17 protein-coding genes are annotated in these 16741 nt (G+C 68.3%); 12 read left to right on the top strand and 5 right to left on the bottom strand.

Translation table 11 applies throughout. The features are described from left to right. The first annotated feature begins 63 nt into the window (after positions 1–63). Together A3OK_RS0121980 and A3OK_RS0121975 are read left to right on the top strand one after the other, a co-directional pair. Complete coding sequence (locus A3OK_RS0121980) at positions 64–369, top strand: hypothetical protein (RefSeq protein WP_019907055.1); 306 nt, start codon at positions 64–66, stop codon at positions 367–369. Between the two features lie 42 nt (positions 370–411). Next, positions 412–1227, top strand: coding sequence for a YidB family protein (locus A3OK_RS0121975; RefSeq protein WP_019907054.1), 816 nt, complete (start codon positions 412–414; stop codon positions 1225–1227). 7 nt (positions 1228–1234) lie between these two features. Here A3OK_RS0121975 and mutM read toward each other — a convergent pair whose 3' ends face one another. After that, positions 1235–2155, bottom strand: coding sequence for a bifunctional DNA-formamidopyrimidine glycosylase/DNA-(apurinic or apyrimidinic site) lyase (gene mutM, locus A3OK_RS0121970; protein WP_019907053.1), 921 nt, complete (start codon positions 2153–2155; stop codon positions 1235–1237). Positions 2156–2300: 145 nt separating this feature from the next. Here mutM and ubiE point away from each other — a divergent pair, with 145 nt between their 5' ends. From ubiE to A3OK_RS0121950, 4 genes are all read left to right on the top strand, one after another. Beyond that, on the top strand, positions 2301–3074 hold the full coding sequence (gene ubiE, locus A3OK_RS0121965) for a bifunctional demethylmenaquinone methyltransferase/2-methoxy-6-polyprenyl-1,4-benzoquinol methylase UbiE (protein ID WP_019907052.1): 774 nt from the start codon (positions 2301–2303) through the stop codon (positions 3072–3074). Positions 3075–3186: 112 nt separating this feature from the next. Then, entirely contained in the window at positions 3187–4743 is a 1557-nt protein-coding gene (ubiB, locus tag A3OK_RS0121960) for a 2-polyprenylphenol 6-hydroxylase (protein WP_019907051.1), read from the top strand. 77 nt (positions 4744–4820) lie between these two features. Beyond that, on the top strand, positions 4821–6092 hold the full coding sequence (locus A3OK_RS0121955; protein ID WP_019907050.1) for a phosphopantothenoylcysteine decarboxylase: 1272 nt from the start codon (positions 4821–4823) through the stop codon (positions 6090–6092). Positions 6093–6338: 246 nt separating this feature from the next. Next, positions 6339–6548, top strand: coding sequence for a hypothetical protein (locus A3OK_RS0121950; RefSeq protein WP_019907049.1), 210 nt, complete (start codon positions 6339–6341; stop codon positions 6546–6548). A gap of 33 nt (positions 6549–6581) precedes the next feature. On the opposite strand, the gene A3OK_RS0121945 is transcribed toward A3OK_RS0121950, so the two are convergent. After that, positions 6582–6989 (bottom strand): VOC family protein, encoded by a 408-nt coding sequence (locus A3OK_RS0121945; protein ID WP_019907048.1) that lies wholly within the window; start codon positions 6987–6989, stop codon positions 6582–6584. A gap of 68 nt (positions 6990–7057) precedes the next feature. Then, complete coding sequence (locus A3OK_RS0121940) at positions 7058–7702, bottom strand: glutathione S-transferase family protein (protein ID WP_019907047.1); 645 nt, start codon at positions 7700–7702, stop codon at positions 7058–7060. Between the two features lie 463 nt (positions 7703–8165). On the opposite strand from A3OK_RS0121940, the gene rpsT reads away from it, so the two are divergent. The 4 genes from rpsT to recF all read left to right on the top strand — a co-directional run bounded on the left by rpsT (position 8166) and on the right by recF (position 13025). After that, on the top strand, positions 8166–8432 hold the full coding sequence (gene rpsT, locus A3OK_RS0121935; RefSeq protein WP_019907046.1) for a 30S ribosomal protein S20: 267 nt from the start codon (positions 8166–8168) through the stop codon (positions 8430–8432). Between the two features lie 571 nt (positions 8433–9003). Then, positions 9004–10515: a chromosomal replication initiator protein DnaA gene (gene dnaA / locus A3OK_RS0121930; RefSeq protein ID WP_026597539.1), complete on the top strand. Its 1512-nt coding sequence runs from the start codon at positions 9004–9006 to the stop codon at positions 10513–10515. Positions 10516–10689: 174 nt separating this feature from the next. Next, a complete protein-coding gene (dnaN, locus tag A3OK_RS0121925; protein WP_019907044.1) occupies positions 10690–11811 on the top strand; it encodes a DNA polymerase III subunit beta in 1122 nt (373 codons plus the stop codon). Positions 11812–11879: 68 nt separating this feature from the next. Next, positions 11880–13025, top strand: coding sequence for a DNA replication/repair protein RecF (recF, locus tag A3OK_RS0121920; RefSeq protein ID WP_019907043.1), 1146 nt, complete (start codon positions 11880–11882; stop codon positions 13023–13025). 13 nt (positions 13026–13038) lie between these two features. Here recF and A3OK_RS0121915 read toward each other — a convergent pair whose 3' ends face one another. Both A3OK_RS0121915 and A3OK_RS24435 read right to left on the bottom strand, forming a co-directional pair. Beyond that, complete coding sequence (locus A3OK_RS0121915; protein WP_019907042.1) at positions 13039–13665, bottom strand: disulfide bond formation protein B; 627 nt, start codon at positions 13663–13665, stop codon at positions 13039–13041. A 10-nt stretch (positions 13666–13675) separates the two neighbouring features. Continuing rightward, complete coding sequence (locus tag A3OK_RS24435) at positions 13676–13831, bottom strand: DUF5993 family protein (protein WP_019907041.1); 156 nt, start codon at positions 13829–13831, stop codon at positions 13676–13678. A 140-nt stretch (positions 13832–13971) separates the two neighbouring features. On the opposite strand from A3OK_RS24435, the gene A3OK_RS0121905 reads away from it, so the two are divergent. Together A3OK_RS0121905 and recQ are read left to right on the top strand one after the other, a co-directional pair. Next, the gene (locus A3OK_RS0121905) at positions 13972–14586 is read left to right on the top strand and encodes a LysE family translocator (RefSeq protein WP_019907040.1); all 615 of its coding nucleotides are present in this window, start codon (positions 13972–13974) and stop codon (positions 14584–14586) included. A 171-nt stretch (positions 14587–14757) separates the two neighbouring features. Further along, the gene (recQ, locus tag A3OK_RS0121900; RefSeq protein WP_019907039.1) at positions 14758–16599 is read left to right on the top strand and encodes a DNA helicase RecQ; all 1842 of its coding nucleotides are present in this window, start codon (positions 14758–14760) and stop codon (positions 16597–16599) included. Positions 16600–16741 lie beyond the last annotated feature (142 nt).

The raw sequence follows: 16741 nt of genomic DNA, 5'->3' as shown, positions 1-16741 counted from the left end.
GGTGAGGCACATGACGGCGACCGCGATCGGTCGCCTCGGCATCTCGAACCGACGGAGCTCCTCATGCGCAAGGAAACCGTGATCCGAACCGGACTGCTCCTCGCCTTCGGTATCGTCGCGGCGCAGACCGCGCCCGCCCAGGCGATTTCAGACCGCCGCGACCAGCCGACCGCCGCGGAAGTTCCGTCGGAGACCCGCTCCGGCGAGGCCGCGGGCTCGCGGCCGATCGGGGAGGTGAAGCCCCCGAGCGCGATACGCCCCACGACTGCGGTCACCGAAGACGATGTCGGCGGCAAGACCAGCCGCACCAATCCGCTCGACCACCTGCCGCAGCGCGACCGCGCCGGGACGGGTGGGCGTAGGGAATAATACACGCGCGCCAGCCGGCACGCCGTTCAGGGAGGGACGATCATGGGATTGCTCGATCAGGTCATCGGCGGAGTGCTCGGCAATGTCCTCGGCGGCGGCCGGGGTAACGACCATCCGCAGGGCGGCGGTGGTGCCGGAGGCGGCGGAGGCATGGGTGGAGGCATGGGTGGAGGCATGGGTGGAGGCATGGGTGGAGGCATGGGTGGAGGATTGGGCGGCTCGCTCTCGCCCATCGTCCAGGCCTTGCTGATGCTGCTGCTTCAGAAGGGCGCCGGCGGCCTCGGCGACATCCTCGGCGGTGGCGGCCGAGGTGCCCCGTCCGACAGGGATCAGGACAGCGCGGACCACGGACGGCGTGGACCGCCGGACCCTTACGGCGAGGACGAGGATCGGGGCGGCTTCAACCAGGGGCGCGGCCCGCGCGACGATTCCGACGAGCGGTCGCGGGGTTCGTCGCCGGATGGCGATTTCAGCGATCTGTCGGGGATGCTCGACGGACCCGGCGGCGGCCAGGGCGCGCGCGACGAGGGCCATCCGTCCGGCGCCGGGTCTTACAGCCGTCTCGACCACGAGCAGGGCGACGATCTCGGCGGGCTCGATGGGCTGATCGACCGGTTCCAGCGCGGCGGCCTCGGCGACGCGATCGGCTCCTGGATCGGGCATGGCCAGAACCAGCCGGTGGAGCCGAACCGGCTCGCCGATGCCCTCGGGTCGGACACGGTGAAAACGCTGCAGAGCCGCACCGGCCTGTCGCGCGACGATCTGCTGTCGCAACTCGCCCAGGCACTCCCGGGCGTGATCGACGGGCTGACGCCGCACGGCCGCAAGCCCGAGCCGGAGGAGCGTCGCGGCTGGTAGGCGGTTTTCAGGCCCGGCGGGATAGGAGAGCGCCGGGCCTCGCAGGCTGACATGTCGCGCAGTAGAAGGTCGAGCGGCCGGATTGCACGATCCGCGCGATCGTGCCGCCGCAGCCTGCCTTGGTGCAGGGCTCGCCGGTGCGGTCGTAGACCCGGAACGCGTGCTGGAACGAGCCCGACCCGCCATCGGTATGGGCGTAGTCGCGTAAAGTGGAACCGCCGGCGGCGACGGCCTCGTTCAGGACGTCGCGGATCATGCGTGCCAGCAGCCGGGCCTTCGGCGTCGGCCTGCCGTCGTCCTTGGCTAGGATTCCCGCCGGCAGTTCGGGATGCAGCCCGGCGCGGTGAAGCGCCTCGCAGACATAGATGTTGCCGAGCCCGGCGATGAGCCGCTGGTCGAGGAGCGCGGCTTTCAGCGGCGTGATCTTGTGCCGGAACAGCAGCGCCAGGGTCTCCGGCGTCATGGCGTCGCTGAGCGGCTCGATCCCCATCGCGGCGAAATGCCGGCAGCCGGCGAGGCCTTGCGTGGGGACGATGTCCATGAAGCCGAAGCGGCGCGCGTCGTTGTAGGTCACGGTCGCGCCGTTCGACATCGCCATCACCACATGGTCGTGCTTGGCGTTGCCGAGCGCCCCTTCGAGATAGAAATCACCCGGCGAGACGTTGCGTCCGTCGGGCAGCGCCACGTCGAAACGCCCGCTCATGCCGAGATGCAGGATCAGCGTCTCGCCGGTATCGAGGCTGGCGGTGAGATATTTCGCCCGCCGCGCCAGATCGACGACCGTGGCGCCTTCGAGCCGCCCGGCGAAACCCTCGGGGAAGGCAAACCGCAGATTCGGCCGGCGCAGGGTGACGCGGGAAAATCTCGCGCCGACCATGGCGGGCGCGAGCCCGCGGCGGACGGTTTCGACTTCGGGCAGTTCGGGCATGAATGGGTCGCGAGGCTGGGATAAGGGGGGCGACGGTCCGCGGCGGCGATCGGCATCCGCTGTCGATCGTTACACGCCTGTCGAACCCGGCACATGGCGATCCCGGCCGGCTTTCGCTATGACGCTCCCGCAAGAGGATGGTGACATGAGTTCGGCCGAGCGATCAGGAAACGAGACGAGCACGCATTTCGGGTTCGAGCAGGTGGCGCTCGGCGAGAAGCAGGCCCGCGTCGACGACGTCTTCCGCTCCGTGGCCAAGCGCTACGACCTGATGAACGACCTGATGTCGGGCGGGCTCCACCGCGCCTGGAAGTCGCATCTCATCTCGATGCTGCGGCCGCCGCGCAACCGGCCGTTCCACCATCTCGACGTGGCCGGCGGCACCGCCGACATCGCCTTCCGCTCGCTGGAGGCCGGCGGACCCGAGACCAACGTCACCGTCCTCGACATCAACGAGGCGATGCTGCGCGTCGGCGCCGAGCGGGCCGGGCACCGCTATGACGGGCGGATCGAGTTCGTGACGGCGAATGCCGAGGCGCTGCCGCTGCCGCCCGAGACGTTCGACGCCTACACCATCGCCTTCGGCATCCGGAACGTCCCGAGGATCGACCTCGCCCTCGCGGAGGCGCGCCGCGTGCTGAAGCCGGGCGGGCGCTTCCTCTGCCTCGAATTCTCGAAAGTCGATCTGCCGGTCCTCGACCGGATCTACGACGCCTATTCGTTCCACGTCATTCCGCGCCTCGGCGCCAGCGTGGCCGGCGACGCGGATTCCTATCGCTACCTCGTGGAATCCATCCGCAAGTTCCCGACGCCGGGGCGCTTCGCCGGCATGATCGAGGAAGCCGGCTTCAGGCACGTCAGCCATCGGCCCCTGTCCGGCGGCATCGTCGCGATCCATTCCGGCTGGAAGATCTCGTGAGGCCGGATCCGTCCAACGGTCGCCTCACCATCGTGCCGAGCCGTCTCGGGACGAGGGGCGCGGGTCGAGCGACGCCGCGTCCCGTCGTGAACGCTCGGGTCGAAAGCGCGCGATGCTAGGCGCCATCGTCTACCTCATCCGCGGGGCGGGTGTCGGGTTCGTACTCGCGCGCGAAGGCGGCCTGTCCTTCATCGATCCCACCGAATTGCCGCCGCACCTGCGTTTCGCCCTGAAGGTCGGGCGCCTGCTGGAGCGTCCGGGCCTCGGGGACGGCGCGGGGCCGCTCCAGCGCGCGCTCACCCGGCTCGGACCGTCCTACGTCAAGTTCGGCCAGTTCCTGGCGACGCGGCCCGACATCGTCGGCATGAACGCGGCCCTCGATCTCGAGAAGCTGCAGGACCGGGTGCCGCCCTTCCCGCAGGATCAGGCGGTCCGCGTGGTGGAGGCCGCGTTCGGACGGCCGGTGCGCGAGCTGTTCCTGTCCTTCAGCGAGCCGGTCGCCGCCGCCTCCATCGCGCAGGTCCACAAGGCCCATATCCTCGATGCGAATGGCACCGAGCGGGTGCTGGCGGTCAAGATCATGCGGCCGGGCGTGCGCGAGCGCTTCCAGCGCGATCTTCAGGTCATGCGGTTCATGGCCCGCGTGGTCCACACCCTGTCGCCGAAGGCCGAGCGCCTGCGCCCCCGCGACGTCGTCGAAATCCTCGCCCGCTCGGTGATGATGGAGATGGATTTCCGGCTCGAAGCCGCGGCCATGTCCGAACTCGCCGAGAACACCAAGGACGATGCCGATTTCCGCGTGCCCAGGCCCGAATGGGAGCTGACCGCCCGCGACGTGCTGTCGAGCGAGTGGATCGAGGGCATACGGCTCAACGACCGGGCCGCCATCGTCGCCTCCGGGCACGACGCCAAGGCGCTCGGCCTCGCCGTGATCCAGTCGTTCCTGCGGCAGGCGATTCGCGACGGCTTCTTCCATGCCGACATGCATCCCGGAAACCTGTTCGTGGATGCGAGCGGCACGCTCGTGGCGGTGGATTTCGGCATCATGGGCCGGCTCGGCATCATGGAGCGCCGCTTCCTCGCGGAGATCCTGCTCGGCTTCATCCTGCGCGACTACAAGCGGGTGGCGCAGGTGCATTTCGAGGCGGGCTACGTGCCGGCGCACCATTCGGTGGAGGATTTCGCGCAAGCCATCCGCGCCATCGGCGAGCCGATCCATCAGCGCAAGGCCGACGAGATCTCGATGGCCAAGGTGCTGACCCTGCTGTTCGACATCACCGCCCTTTTCGACATGAGCACGCGGACCGAACTCGTGATGCTGCAGAAGACCATGGTGGTGGTGGAAGGAGTCGCCCGCTCCCTCGACCCGCAGCTCGACATGTGGACCGGGGCGGAGCCGGTGGTCCGCTCGTGGATCGCCCGCAATCTCGGACCGATCGGGCGGCTCGAAGGCGCCGGCCGCGCGGCCCTGACGCTGACGGACGTGGTCACCGACCTGCCGGACATCGCCCAGCGCCTGCGCCGGATCCTGGTGCGCCTCGACGAGACCGGAACCGGCGACCGTAAGGCCCTGGAGAGCATCGCCCGCAAGGAGCGCCGCCGCGCCTTGTGGTCGACGGCGGCGCTCTGGGCCATCGCGGTGGGAGCGCTGGCGATGGCGTTCCGCTAGCGCGAATCCGTGTTGGAGGGCGTGGGTCGGGCCTCGCGTCGATGGACGACGACACTGAGCGGGAGTAGCCATCCGTCATGACCCTGCCCCTTCAGAACCGACGCATCCTGCTGATCATCGGCGGCGGCATCGCCGCCTACAAGTCGCTCGACCTGATCCGGCGCCTGCGCGAGCGCGGGGCGCGGGTGCGGCCTCTGCTCACGGCAGGAGCGCAGGAATTCGTGACGCCGCTCGCCGCCGCAGCGCTCGCGGGGGAGCGGGCCCATACCGACCTGTTCGACCGGGCGGAAGAGGCCGATATCGGCCATATCAAGCTCGCGCGCGACGCCGACGCCATCGTGGTCGCCCCGGCCACCGCCAACCTGATGGCGCGGATGGCGAGCGGCGATGCTTCCGATCTCGCCTCGACGGTTCTGCTGGCGACGACCCTGCCGATCCTCATCGCCCCGGCCATGAATGTGCGGATGTGGCAGCATCCGGCGACGCGGCGGAACCTCGCGACGTTGAGAGCGGACGGGGTCCACGTGGTCGGCCCCAACGAGGGCGCCATGGCCGAGGCCGAGTTCGGGCCGGGCCGGCTCGCCGAACCGCTCGAGATCGCCGATGCGGTCGAAACCCTGCTCGGAACGGCCAATGCCGGAGAGGCGTCCGCTGGCGGAGGTTTCGGCTTCCTCGCCGGGCGCTCATCGCGAAAGCCGCTCGCCGGACGGCGCGTCCTCGTCACCTCCGGGCCGACGCATGAGCCGATCGATCCGGTGCGCTATCTCGCCAACCGCTCGTCCGGCCGACAGGGCCATGCCATCGCCGCCGCCGCGGCCGAGGCGGGGGCGGCGGTCACGCTGATCTCCGGTCCGGTGGCGATTCCCGACCCGGAGGGCGTCACCGTCGTGCGGGTGGAGACGGCGCGGGAGATGCAGGCCGCCGTCGAGGGCGCCCTCCCCGCCGACATCGCCATCTTCGCCGCAGCGGTGGGCGACTGGCGCCCGGTCGAGACGCGCGATTCCAAGATCAAGAAGGACGGTGCGGCCGTCCCGCCGCTCACCCTGGTCGAGAATCCGGACATCCTCGCCACCATCGCGAAGCGGACGGACGGACGCCCGACCCTCGTCGTGGGCTTTGCCGCCGAGACCGATTCGGTGATCGCCCATGCCCGCGAGAAGATCGCCCGCAAGGGCTGCGATCTCCTCGTCGCCAACGACGTCTCGGCCGAGGGCGGCGTCATGGGCGGCACCGCCAATACGGTCCACCTGCTCGACCGGAATGGCGGCCTGGAGACATGGCCCACCCTCGACAAGGACGAGGTCGGACGGCGCCTGATCGAGCGTTTTGCCGCCCGCCTCGCACCATGAGGCGGATCGATCCCGCCGATCCGACGTTAAGACTTGACGAACCCTTTGCACCGCATCATGTCGGCGCAACCGTCTCCGCCGTGCACCTGCCCGGCGCTTCGGCTCCATAGGAACTTTCGAACCCAATGCCCAGCGACAGTAGTCGATGGACCGCGCCGATTCTGGCCGCCAGCGTGTCGAGCTCCTGATCGTTTGATCGGGCTCCCCACGATCGGCCTTTGACGGCCGGTCGAACGAGGTGAGCCCATGACCTTCCAGACCCTTGCTTTCCGCCGTGCCCGCTCGCGCGCCGCCCCGTCGTCACGGGACAACAGCGTCGCGCTGATCCTTCTCGTGATGATGTCGCTGGTCTTCGCGCCCGTCATCGGCATGCATCTGGTGGCGGCCTTCGCCCCCTCCTCGCTTCCCTCGAATCTGTTCTCGCGCTCGACCGACACGACGATCCCGCCGGGCTGAACCCGGCGAGAATCCGTTCGCGCGCCGAACAGATCAGGAATGCGGCGGGATCGCTGCCGGATCCATGTACATCAGTTCCCAGACATGGCCGTCGAGGTCCTGGAACGAGCATCCGTACATGAAGCCGTAATCCATGTTCGGCTTCCACGGCGTGGCGCCGGCCGCGAGGGCCTTGGCCAGGGTTTCGTCGACCTCATCGCGGGACTCGCATGAGAGGCAGGTCAGGACTTCGGTGGCCTTCCTCGCATCGCTGATCTCGCCCTTGATGAAGTCGCGGAAGCGGGCCTCGACGAGCAGCATGACGAAGATGCTCTCCGACACGACCATGCAGGCCGCATTCTCGTCGGTGAAGGCCGGATTGAAGGCGAAGCCCAGCGCATCGAAGAAGCTCTTGGAAGCCTCCAGATCCTTCACGGGCAAATTGACGAAAATCATCCGCATGTGGTCGCTCCTCGCTCGAACAGAGATGTGACGCTGGATCGTCGGTCGACGTCAGTGCGCCGGCTGAATCAGCCCGGCTCCCGCGTCAGGGCCTCATGCCGGGCCGCGAGGGCGGCTTCTTCCGCATCGATCTTTCCGAATGCGGGCCTCCCCTTGATTCGGGCGACATAGGCCACGATCACCGGCTCTTCCGGCACGATCTTGAACGCGGTCATCCAGCCGAGCGCCGTGCCCCACAGGATGTCGGCGGCGCTGAACCGGTCGCCGAGAAGATACGGTCCCCGCGACAGGGTCTCGACGAGGCTGTCGAGAACGCCGTCGAAACTGCCATAGGGCGACATCGCCATGGGGCCGGGTTCGCGCTCGAGGGCACGGTCGATCACCGCGGGCTCGAAACACGAGCCATAGGTCACCATCCAGCGCAGGTAAGGACCGCGCAGCGGATCGCCGATCGGAGGCGCCAGGCCCTTCTCGGCGAATTCGTCCGCCAGATAGAGGTAGATGGCCGGCTGCTCGGTGATGACCGCATCGCCGTGCCGGATGGCGGGAACCTTGCCCAGCGGGTTGACCGCTAGATAGGCGGCCTCGCGTTGCTCGCCCGCCTTCATGTTGAGGACGTGGAGGCGATGGGGCGCCTGGAGTTCTTCCAGCAGGAAACGGACGCCGGAGGAACGGGTGTTGGGCGAGTGGAAGAGCGTGATCTCTGAGGTCATGTACCCGTCTTCGGCTGCGAATCGTCACGGAACACTTCGTCGGATGCCCGGTCCGGGTCAAACGCCGCCTCGCTGCCGCCTGCCGCAAAACCCGGATCTCCGCGCGACGCGCAGCGACGGCTTCGACCTACAACGAAGACCGGGCTTTATCATGAAGACCGGCGGATAATCTGTCCTCGTCCCAGGCATCGACTTCAAACGATGATGTGGCGCCGCATCACCAAGGTCATCCCAAAGCTGCCGACGACGACATGCTGCAAGGCTTTGCTGCTTCGGCGGCACGATACATCCGCTGCGATCGCGTTGACGGAATGCCGGTGCGTGTCTATAGAGCGCGCTTCGCCGACAGGCCGCGCTCACGCAGCCCGTCGGCTTCGCCATTGCCCGAACAACCTTCGCGCGACGACCGACACTTCAAGCCTGCGGGCTCGTCGGCATCGCCTCACATGAATGAGGATGCCCCATGGCCAACACCGTGTCGGCCAAGAAAATGACCCGCAAGATCGCGAAGCGGACCGCTGTGAACCGCTCGCGCCGCAGCCGTATGCGCACCTTCCTCCGCAAGGTCGAAGAGGCGATTGCCGGCGGCGACCAGACCGTTGCGCTGACCGCCCTGCGGGCAGCCGAGCCCGAGATCATGCGGGCGGCACAGCACGGCATCGTTCACAAGAACAACGCCTCCCGGAAGGTTTCGCGCCTCGCTGCGCGGGTCAAGGCCCTCGCCGCCTGATCCATCCCTTCCTCGGATGACGCGAAAGAAGCCCGGCCTCAGTGCCGGGCTTCTTTCGTTTTAGGGTCGGTCGCCGAAGCGCAGGCGCCTCGGCCGCGATCGGCGCCCCGTCGGCGGACCGAACGTCCCGAGACGCGCGGCGACTATCCCGAGAGATGGCGCGGTCCATTTTCACTCGAATGCGAGTCGAAGCGTTAACCCTACCCGCGAATCTGCCGTGTTGCGGAGTCTAGGAGGGCTGTGTAGATTAATGATCTCTCGCCAAAAGCGGGAAAATTCACACTTCATTCAAACCTTCCCGAATCGTTCGCAAGATGTCGGGCGTGGCTCGACTCCACACGTCCGCGAGAGATCCCCGCACCGTCTTCGGCATCTATCCCCACAACTCCCGTTGTTAGGAGAACCGTAGCTTATTGTTGATAGGGTCTTCTCATCGGCAAAAGCCTGCGGTGGAGGGATTGACTCCACCGGATGGTTGTGGGTCTCGCGAATTCTTTGCGGGGCGTGATGTCAGTCAAGTGTGCGTACGCTCCGTGCGGCGGTTTCCGCTCTCGGCGCGAGGAGAGCAATGATGCATGTCGACGGTAGCGTGGCGGGTAACGCCGAGACCGGCATGGGTGGCACAGGTGGGGCGGACACGGTCGCGGCCTGGGCCCGCGTGAAGCGGCGCCTGCGTGCGGAATTGGGTGAAGACGTCTTCGCCAGCTGGTTCGCGCGGCTCGAACTGGTGGAGGTGGTCTCCGGGACCGCGCGCCTCAGCGTGCCGACCCGATTCCTGAAGAGCTGGATCGAGTCGCATTATCTCGACCGCGTCCTCGCCACCTTCCGCAGCGAAGTGGAGAGCGTGTCTCTCATCGAAGTCGGCGTGCGCGGAGCCGGTGCGCCCAACCGTACCGCACCGAGCGCGGTCAAGTCCTCCGCTCCGGCAAGCCCCCTCGCCCGTCTCCAGGCCACCGGCACCTCCCACCTCTCGACCGGTGAGATGAGCTTCCCGGCCGAGACCAATTCGGCCGCGCAGGCACGCGGCGAGGCCGCCGGCGACCTCAACGGCGCCCCCCTCGACAATCGCCTCACCTTCGCGAGCTTCGTCGTCGGCCGCTCCAACGCCCTGGCCCATGCGGCGGCGGAACGGGTGTCGCGCCATGACGGTCAGGGCGCGCTCTACAACCCGCTCTACGTCCATGCCGGCGTCGGCCTGGGCAAGACCCACCTCCTCCACGGCATCGGCCATGCCGCGCGCGAAGCCGGTCGCCGGGTGATCTACCTGACCGCCGATCGCTTCATGTACGGCTTCGTCAATGCCCTGAAGACCCAGAGCGCGCTCGCCTTCAAGGAGAAGCTGCGCGCCATCGATCTCCTCATCCTCGACGACGTCCAGTTCATCCAGGGCAAGTCGATCCAGGCCGAGTTCGGCCACACCATCAACTCGCTGATCGATGCGGGCCGTCAGGTCATCGTCGCCTCGGATCGTCCGCCCACCGAACTCGAAGCCCTGGAAGAGCGGGTGCGCTCGCGTCTCGCCGGCGGCCTCGTGGTCGAGATCGGCACGCTGGACGAGCAGTTGCGCATGTCGATCCTCTCGGCTCGCCTTGCCGCGGTGCGGGTGGCGCATCCGAATTTCGAGGTGTCGCCCACCGTCGCCACTTACGTCGCGCGCGCCATCACCGCCAATGGCCGCGATCTCGAAGGCGCCGTGAACCGGCTCCTCGCCCATGCCACGCTCACCGGCACCGCCGTGACCATGGAGACGGCCGAGACCGCGATCCGCGACCTCGTGAAGAACCGCGAGCCGAAGCGCATCAAGATCGAGGACATCCAGAAACTGGTGGCTTCGCGCTACAACGTCTCGCGCTCCGACATCCTGTCCGAGCGGCGCACCGCAGCCGTGGTCAAGCCGCGTCAGATCGCCATGTACCTCTCGAAGGTGCTGACCCTGCGCTCGCTGCCCGAGATCGGCCGCCGCTTCGGTGGCCGCGACCACACCACCGTGCTCCACGCGGTCCGCAAGATCGACAAGCTGATCGGCGAGGACAACGTGCTGAACGACGAGGTCGAGCTCCTGAAGCGGATGCTGCAGGACTGATCGCCGTGAACGGGGCGATGCGGGCGATACTCGTCCCGCATTGCCCTGGATAGAGCGTCCCTCGCACTTGCGTTCGGACAGGCCCTTCGCCAAGTTCACCGGCCAAGCCGCCGGCTCGACCCGTTTTCATGTCGGGGTCGGCGACGTTTTTCCGAATGACCACGAGTTGTTGCGATGAAAGTCACTGTCGAGCGCGCGGCTCTCCTTCGATCGCTCGGCCACGTGCATCGCGTGGTGGAGCGTCGCAACACGATCCCGATCCTCTCCAACGTGCTCCTGCGCAGCGGGGCCGGCGGATTGGAGCTGAAGGCGACCGACCTCGACATCGAGGTGACGGAATCCGTGCCGGCCGACATCGTCGATCCGGGCGCCACCACGGTGCCGGCGCACGTGATCTACGACATCGTGCGCAAGCTCCCCGACGGCGCGCAGGTCTCGCTCGAGACCAGCGGCGAGACCGGCCAGATGACGATCCGTTCGGGCCGCTCGCGCTTCTCCCTCGGCGCCCTGCCCGAGGGAGACTTTCCCGATCTCGCCGCCGGCGAACTCGGCACCCGCTTCGCCATCGCCGCGAGCGACCTCAAGCGCCTCATCGACAAGACGCAGTTCGCGATCTCCACCGAGGAGACGCGCTATTACCTCAACGGCATCTACCTCCACACGATCGACGTCGACGGGGCGTTGAAGATGCGGGCTGTCGCCACCGACGGCCATCGCCTCGCCAGGGTCGAGATCGACGCCCCCGAAGGCAGCCGGGGCATGCCGGGCATCATCGTGCCGCGCAAGGCCGTGGCCGAGATCCAGAAGCTGGTGGAAGACGGTGGCGAGATCGTCGAGATCGATCTGTCGTCCGCCAAGATCCGCTTCCGCTTCGCCAGCGGCGTGACCCTGATCTCCAAGCTCATCGACGGGACCTTCCCCGATTACCAGCGGGTGATCCCGACGGGGAACGACAAGTTCCTCACCGTACAGCGCGACGAGTTCGCCCGCGCCGTCGACCGCGTCTCCACGATCTCGTCCGAGCGCGGGCGCGCCGTGAAGCTCGCCGTGCAGGAGGGCCGCCTCGCCCTCTCCGTCAACAATCCGGATTCCGGCAGCGCCACGGAAGAACTCGACGTCGATTACGACGCCTCCGCCCTCGATATCGGCTTCAACGCCCGCTACCTTCTCGACATCACCGGCCAGCTCGAGGGCGACACCGCCCTGTTCAAGCTCGCCGATCCCGGCTCGCCGACCCTGATCCAGGACCGCGAGGGCGCCTCGGCGCTGTATGTGCTGATGCCGATGCGGGTGTGACCGAGGTCGTTTCGCCGATTATTCCAGACCGATCGGACACCACAGTTCAGTCCACCGGAGGCACCGACGTGTCGTCGGGGGTCGGTCTGTGTCTCACCCGAGTCATCTGCCGCGATTTTCGCAACCATGCCGATCTCGACCTCTCGGTCGGGAGCCGTTTCGTCGCGCTCGTCGGCGAGAACGGGGCGGGCAAGACCAACCTGCTCGAATCCATCTCGCTGTTCTCTCCCGGCCGCGGTCTGCGGCGGGCGGACCTGTCGAGCATGGCGCGGAACGCCGGCCCCGGCGGCTTCGCCGTCTCCCTCGCTCTCCGCCAGGGCGAGGACGACCATCGCATCGGCACGGGCTACGAGCCGGCCGTGGGCGATGGCCGGAGCACGCGGCTGTGCCGGATCGACGGCGAGACCGTGGGCTCTCCGGTGGCCTTCTCGGAATTCCTGCGGGTGGTCTGGCTGACGCCCGATCTCGACGGCCTGTTTCGCGGCCCCGCCGGCGACCGCCGCCGCTTCCTCGACCGCCTCGTCCTCGCCGTCGATGCGACGCACGGTGCACGGGTCAACGCCCTGGAGCGGGCGCTACGCTCGCGCAACCGCCTGCTCGAGGAGCGCCCCAGCGACGGGCAATGGCTCGACGCGATCGAGCGCGAGGTCGCCGAACTCGGCGTCGCGGTGGCTCTGGCACGGCGGGAGACGGCCGAGCGGCTCGACCGCCTCATCGCCGAGAGCCGCGACGACGCGCAACCCTTCCCCTGGGCCGGGGTGAGGCTGGAGGGCGATCTCGACGACCTCGTCGCCGTCTGGCCGGCCCTGGAGGCGGAAGACCGTTTCCGCGCCGCCCTGCGCCAGGGCCGCCACCGCGACCGCGCCGCCGGCCGCACCCTCATCGGCCCGCAGGCGACGGATCTGGTCGTCCGGCATGGCCCGAAGGACGTCCCCGCGGCCACGGCGTCCACCGGCGAGCAGAAGGCGCTGCTGATCGGCCTCGTCCTCGCCCATGCGCGCCTGGTTCAGGCCATGTGCGGCATCGCGCCGATCATCCTGCTCGACGAGGTCGCCGCCCATCTCGATCCGAGGCGACGCGCGGGGCTGTTCGACGCCCTGGCCGCGTTGCAGGGGCAGGTCTGGATGACGGGGGCCGATCCGGCCCTGTTCACGGAGCTCGAAGGCCGGGCCGATATGGTCTCGGTCGCCGACGGACACATCGTTTCCGCCTGAGCGCCGCGCGTCGTCAGCGCCCGAGCAGCCGATCGATCATTTCGTAGCTGACCGGATTGTCCGGGCACAGGCCGAGACCGCATTCGGCGAAGGTCGAGCCGGCATTGGCCAGGGCGACGGCGAGAAACAGGAAGACCGTCGCCAGGCCGAACGCGCCGGCTCGTGCGCCGGGAAGGCTCGTCGTCTCGGTCACCATCGTTTGGCCCAGCACGAAGACCGGTTCGGCCCGCCTCGCGGGCGGCTCCGGCGCGAATTGCGCGTCCCAGAGGCACAGGATGGCGATCCCGACGATGATGCCGACGAAGGCGATCAGCGCCCAGACGTAGAAGTGAAGGCCGAACAGCGCCTCTCCGTAGGTGCCGGTGCCCGGCGCGATATGCAGCGCGGTCTGTCTCGCCGAGATCGCGCCGCCGATCACCGCGCTGAGGATGACGATGGCATAATGCGACGGTCTCGGCCGATCGCAGATGTTGAGGACGAGCCCCAGCCCCGCCGCGGTGAAGGCGGCCCGTTGGAGCACGCAGAGCGGGCAGGGCAACTCGCCGAGAACGATCTGATACCAGAACGCGACCAGCAGGATGAGGCTGCAGCCGAGAAGGCCGGCGGCATTCAGCGCGCGGGCGAGGGACGGCACGACCATTCCGTGACCTTCAGAAGACGAGATACAGGGCGTCCGAGGCGTGCTCGCGGAACAAGGCCAGCAGCACGGCCAGGGACAATCCCCAGGCGATCAGCGCGAGACCGCGCCTTCCGGCGATGGCCGCTCCCGTGGCACCCGCGAAACCGAGGAAGGGAAGGACCATCATTGGACAGCTCGCCGGTCGTCTGTCGTCCTGCGGCAAGGACCCGCTGACGCTTTCCCACACTAAGCAGACATCTCCTTTCGGGTGGCTTAAGAGGCGACCTCCCGGTCCGTCCTCGCGCGCAGCCGCCGCCAGGAGCAAGTGTGATCTCCCTTTCGCATCTCGTCATCTTCGTCGCCGTCTATGCGGTCGCCGTGGCCTCGCCCGGACCCGGCATCGCCGCCCTGGTGGCGCGCGTTCTCGCCAGCGGCACGCGCGGCATCGGTGCCTTCGTCGCGGGCTACATCGTCGGCGACCTGATGTGGTTCGCCGTGGCGGTGGGCGGCTTCGCGCTGATCGCGCAGACCCTGGGGCCGCTCCTCGTCGCCCTGAAATATGCCAGCGCGCTCTATCTCGCCTTCCTGGCCTACCGAGCCTGGACCTCCCGCGCCGGCGCGGTCGAAGCGCCTCCCCTGGGCGACAAGGGAGCCCTGCGCCTGTTCACGGCCGGCCTCGCCATCACCCTCGGCAACCCGAAGGTGATCCTGTTCTTCCTCGCCCTGCTGCCCACGGTGATCGACCTCGCGGAGGTCGATGCCCTTGGACTGGCCGAGCTCAGCGTCACCATCGTTCTGGTCCTCGGCTCCATTCTCTCCGGCTACGTCTTCGCGGCCGCAAGGGCTCGGCACGTGATGAGTTCCGCCAGGGCTCGGCAGCTGCTCAACCGTGGAGCCGGTGCGGTCATGGCCGGCGCCGCCGTCGCGATCGCCGCCCGCTGAACCGCCCGCCATCGAGGCCGGGGAGGCCGCCGGGCGATTGACCTCGCGGCTCGGGGCCGTCAAAGCCACCGTCCTGGCAACCGGCGGCCGTAACGACGGGGCCGCCGCGTCGACGATGCCGGGCGCGGCATCCGCCTGCCGCCCTCTCCTCACCGCGATGACGGGCCCTTCATGACCGACCGCCTCGACGAAGCTCGACGCGCCCTGAAGAAGACCTTCGGCTACGACGATTTCCGGCCCGGCCAGGACGAGGTGATCGGTGCCGTTCTCGACGGGACCGACGTGTTCGCGGTGATGCCGACGGGGTCGGGCAAGTCGATGACCTACCAGCTTCCCGCCCTGGTCGAATCCTCGCTCACCGTGGTGGTCTCGCCGCTGATCGCGCTGATGCACGATCAGGTCCAGCAGATGATCGGCTTCGGCGTCGAGGCGGCGACGCTTAACTCGTCGGTGGCCGAGGCGGCCTCCCGCGAGACCTGGCGCAAGATCCGCTCGGGCGACCTGCGCCTGCTCTTCGTCTCGCCCGAGCGACTGATGATGGAGGGGTTGATCGAGGCCCTGCGCGGGGCCGGCGTGCGGCGGCTCGCCGTGGACGAGGCCCATTGCGTCTCGCAATGGGGCCACGACTTCCGGCCCGAATACCGCGATCTCGCCCGCGCCCGCGAAGCGCTCGGCAACGTCCAGACCCTCGCGCTCACCGCCACCGCCGACAAGGCGACGCGGGCCGACATCACCGAACGGCTGTTCCCGGCCGGCCGCGACCTCAAGGCCTTCGTCCATTCCTTCGACCGGCCGAACATCCGCCTGACCTTCGCGCCGAAGGACAATCCGACGCGTCAGATCGAGCGCTTCCTCAAGCATCGGCGCTCGGAGAGCGGGATCATCTACTGCTCGTCGAGGAAGCGCACCGAGCAGCTCGCGGACGTCCTCGCCAAGGACGGTTTCAATGCCCTGCCCTACCATGCCGGCCTCGACCAGGGCACGCGGATGAAGAACCAGGACACGTTCCTGCAGGAGGACGGGGTGGTGATGACCGCCACGGTGGCGTTCGGCATGGGCATCAACAAACCCGACGTGCGCTTCGTCTGCCATGCCGACATGCCCTCCAACGTCGAGGGCTATTACCAGGAGATCGGCCGCGCCGGTCGCGACGGACTGCCGGCCGACACGCTCACCATCTACGGCCTCGACGACATGTCCCTGCGCCGGCGCCAGATCGACGAGAAGGACGTGCCCGACGAGCGCCGCCGGGTCGAGCGGCGCAAGCTCGAGGCGATGATCGCCCTGTGCGAGGGGGCCACCTGCCGGCGCCAGTCGCTGCTCGGTTACTTCGACGAGGCCAGCGAGCCGTGCGGCCGCTGCGATCTCTGCCGGAGCGGCATCTCCCTCATCGATGCCACCGTGCCGGCGCAGAAGCTGCTCTCGGCCATCGTCCGCACGGGCCAGAGGTTCGGCGCCGCCTATGTCTGCGACGTGGTCCACGGCAAGGAATCCGACCAGATCCGCCGCAACGGCCACGCTGCCCTGAAGACCTTCGGCGTCGGCGCCGACAAGCCATTGCCGGCATGGCGGGCGATGCTGCGCCAGCTCTTCGCCGCCGGCGCCGTCACGGAGAACGACGACGGTTTCGGCGGTCTCTCACTCACCGAGAAGGGCGAGGCCATCCTGTTCGGCCGCGAAGCGATCCAGATGCGGCCCGATCCCGAACCGAAACTCGCCGAGCCGCGCGACCGCAAGCGCGGCGGCGCGGCGCGCGAGGACGCGACGCTCGATCTCGATCCGGCGACGGAAGCTTTGTTCCAGCATCTCAGGGGCCTGCGCGCGACCATCGCCCGCACCGAGGGCATCGCGGCCTTCATGGTCTTCCCCGACCGGACCCTGATCGAGATGGCCAAGGCCAAGCCGGTCGACCTCTACGCCCTGCGCACGGTGCACGGCGTCGGCGAGCGCAAGCGCGACGCCTATGGAGACCGCTTCGTCGCGGCCATCGCCGAGTACCTGTCGCAAGGCTAGAGCCGCATCCCGAAAAGTCGGAACCGGGATTCGGGAGAAACGATGCCGTCAGCCGGCGATGCCTGATGCGGTTTCGCACTCGTGCGAAGCCCGCCCGATCGTGTAGGGACCGGATCCGGCGTTCCGCTCGCGGGCACGCCCA

The sequence above is a fragment of the Methylobacterium sp. 77 genome (assembly GCF_000372825.1).
Classification (GTDB): Bacteria; Pseudomonadota; Alphaproteobacteria; order Rhizobiales; family Beijerinckiaceae; genus Methylobacterium.
The sequence above is the reverse complement of the archived record's forward strand: the minus strand, read 5'-3'. Positions and strand labels throughout refer to the sequence as shown.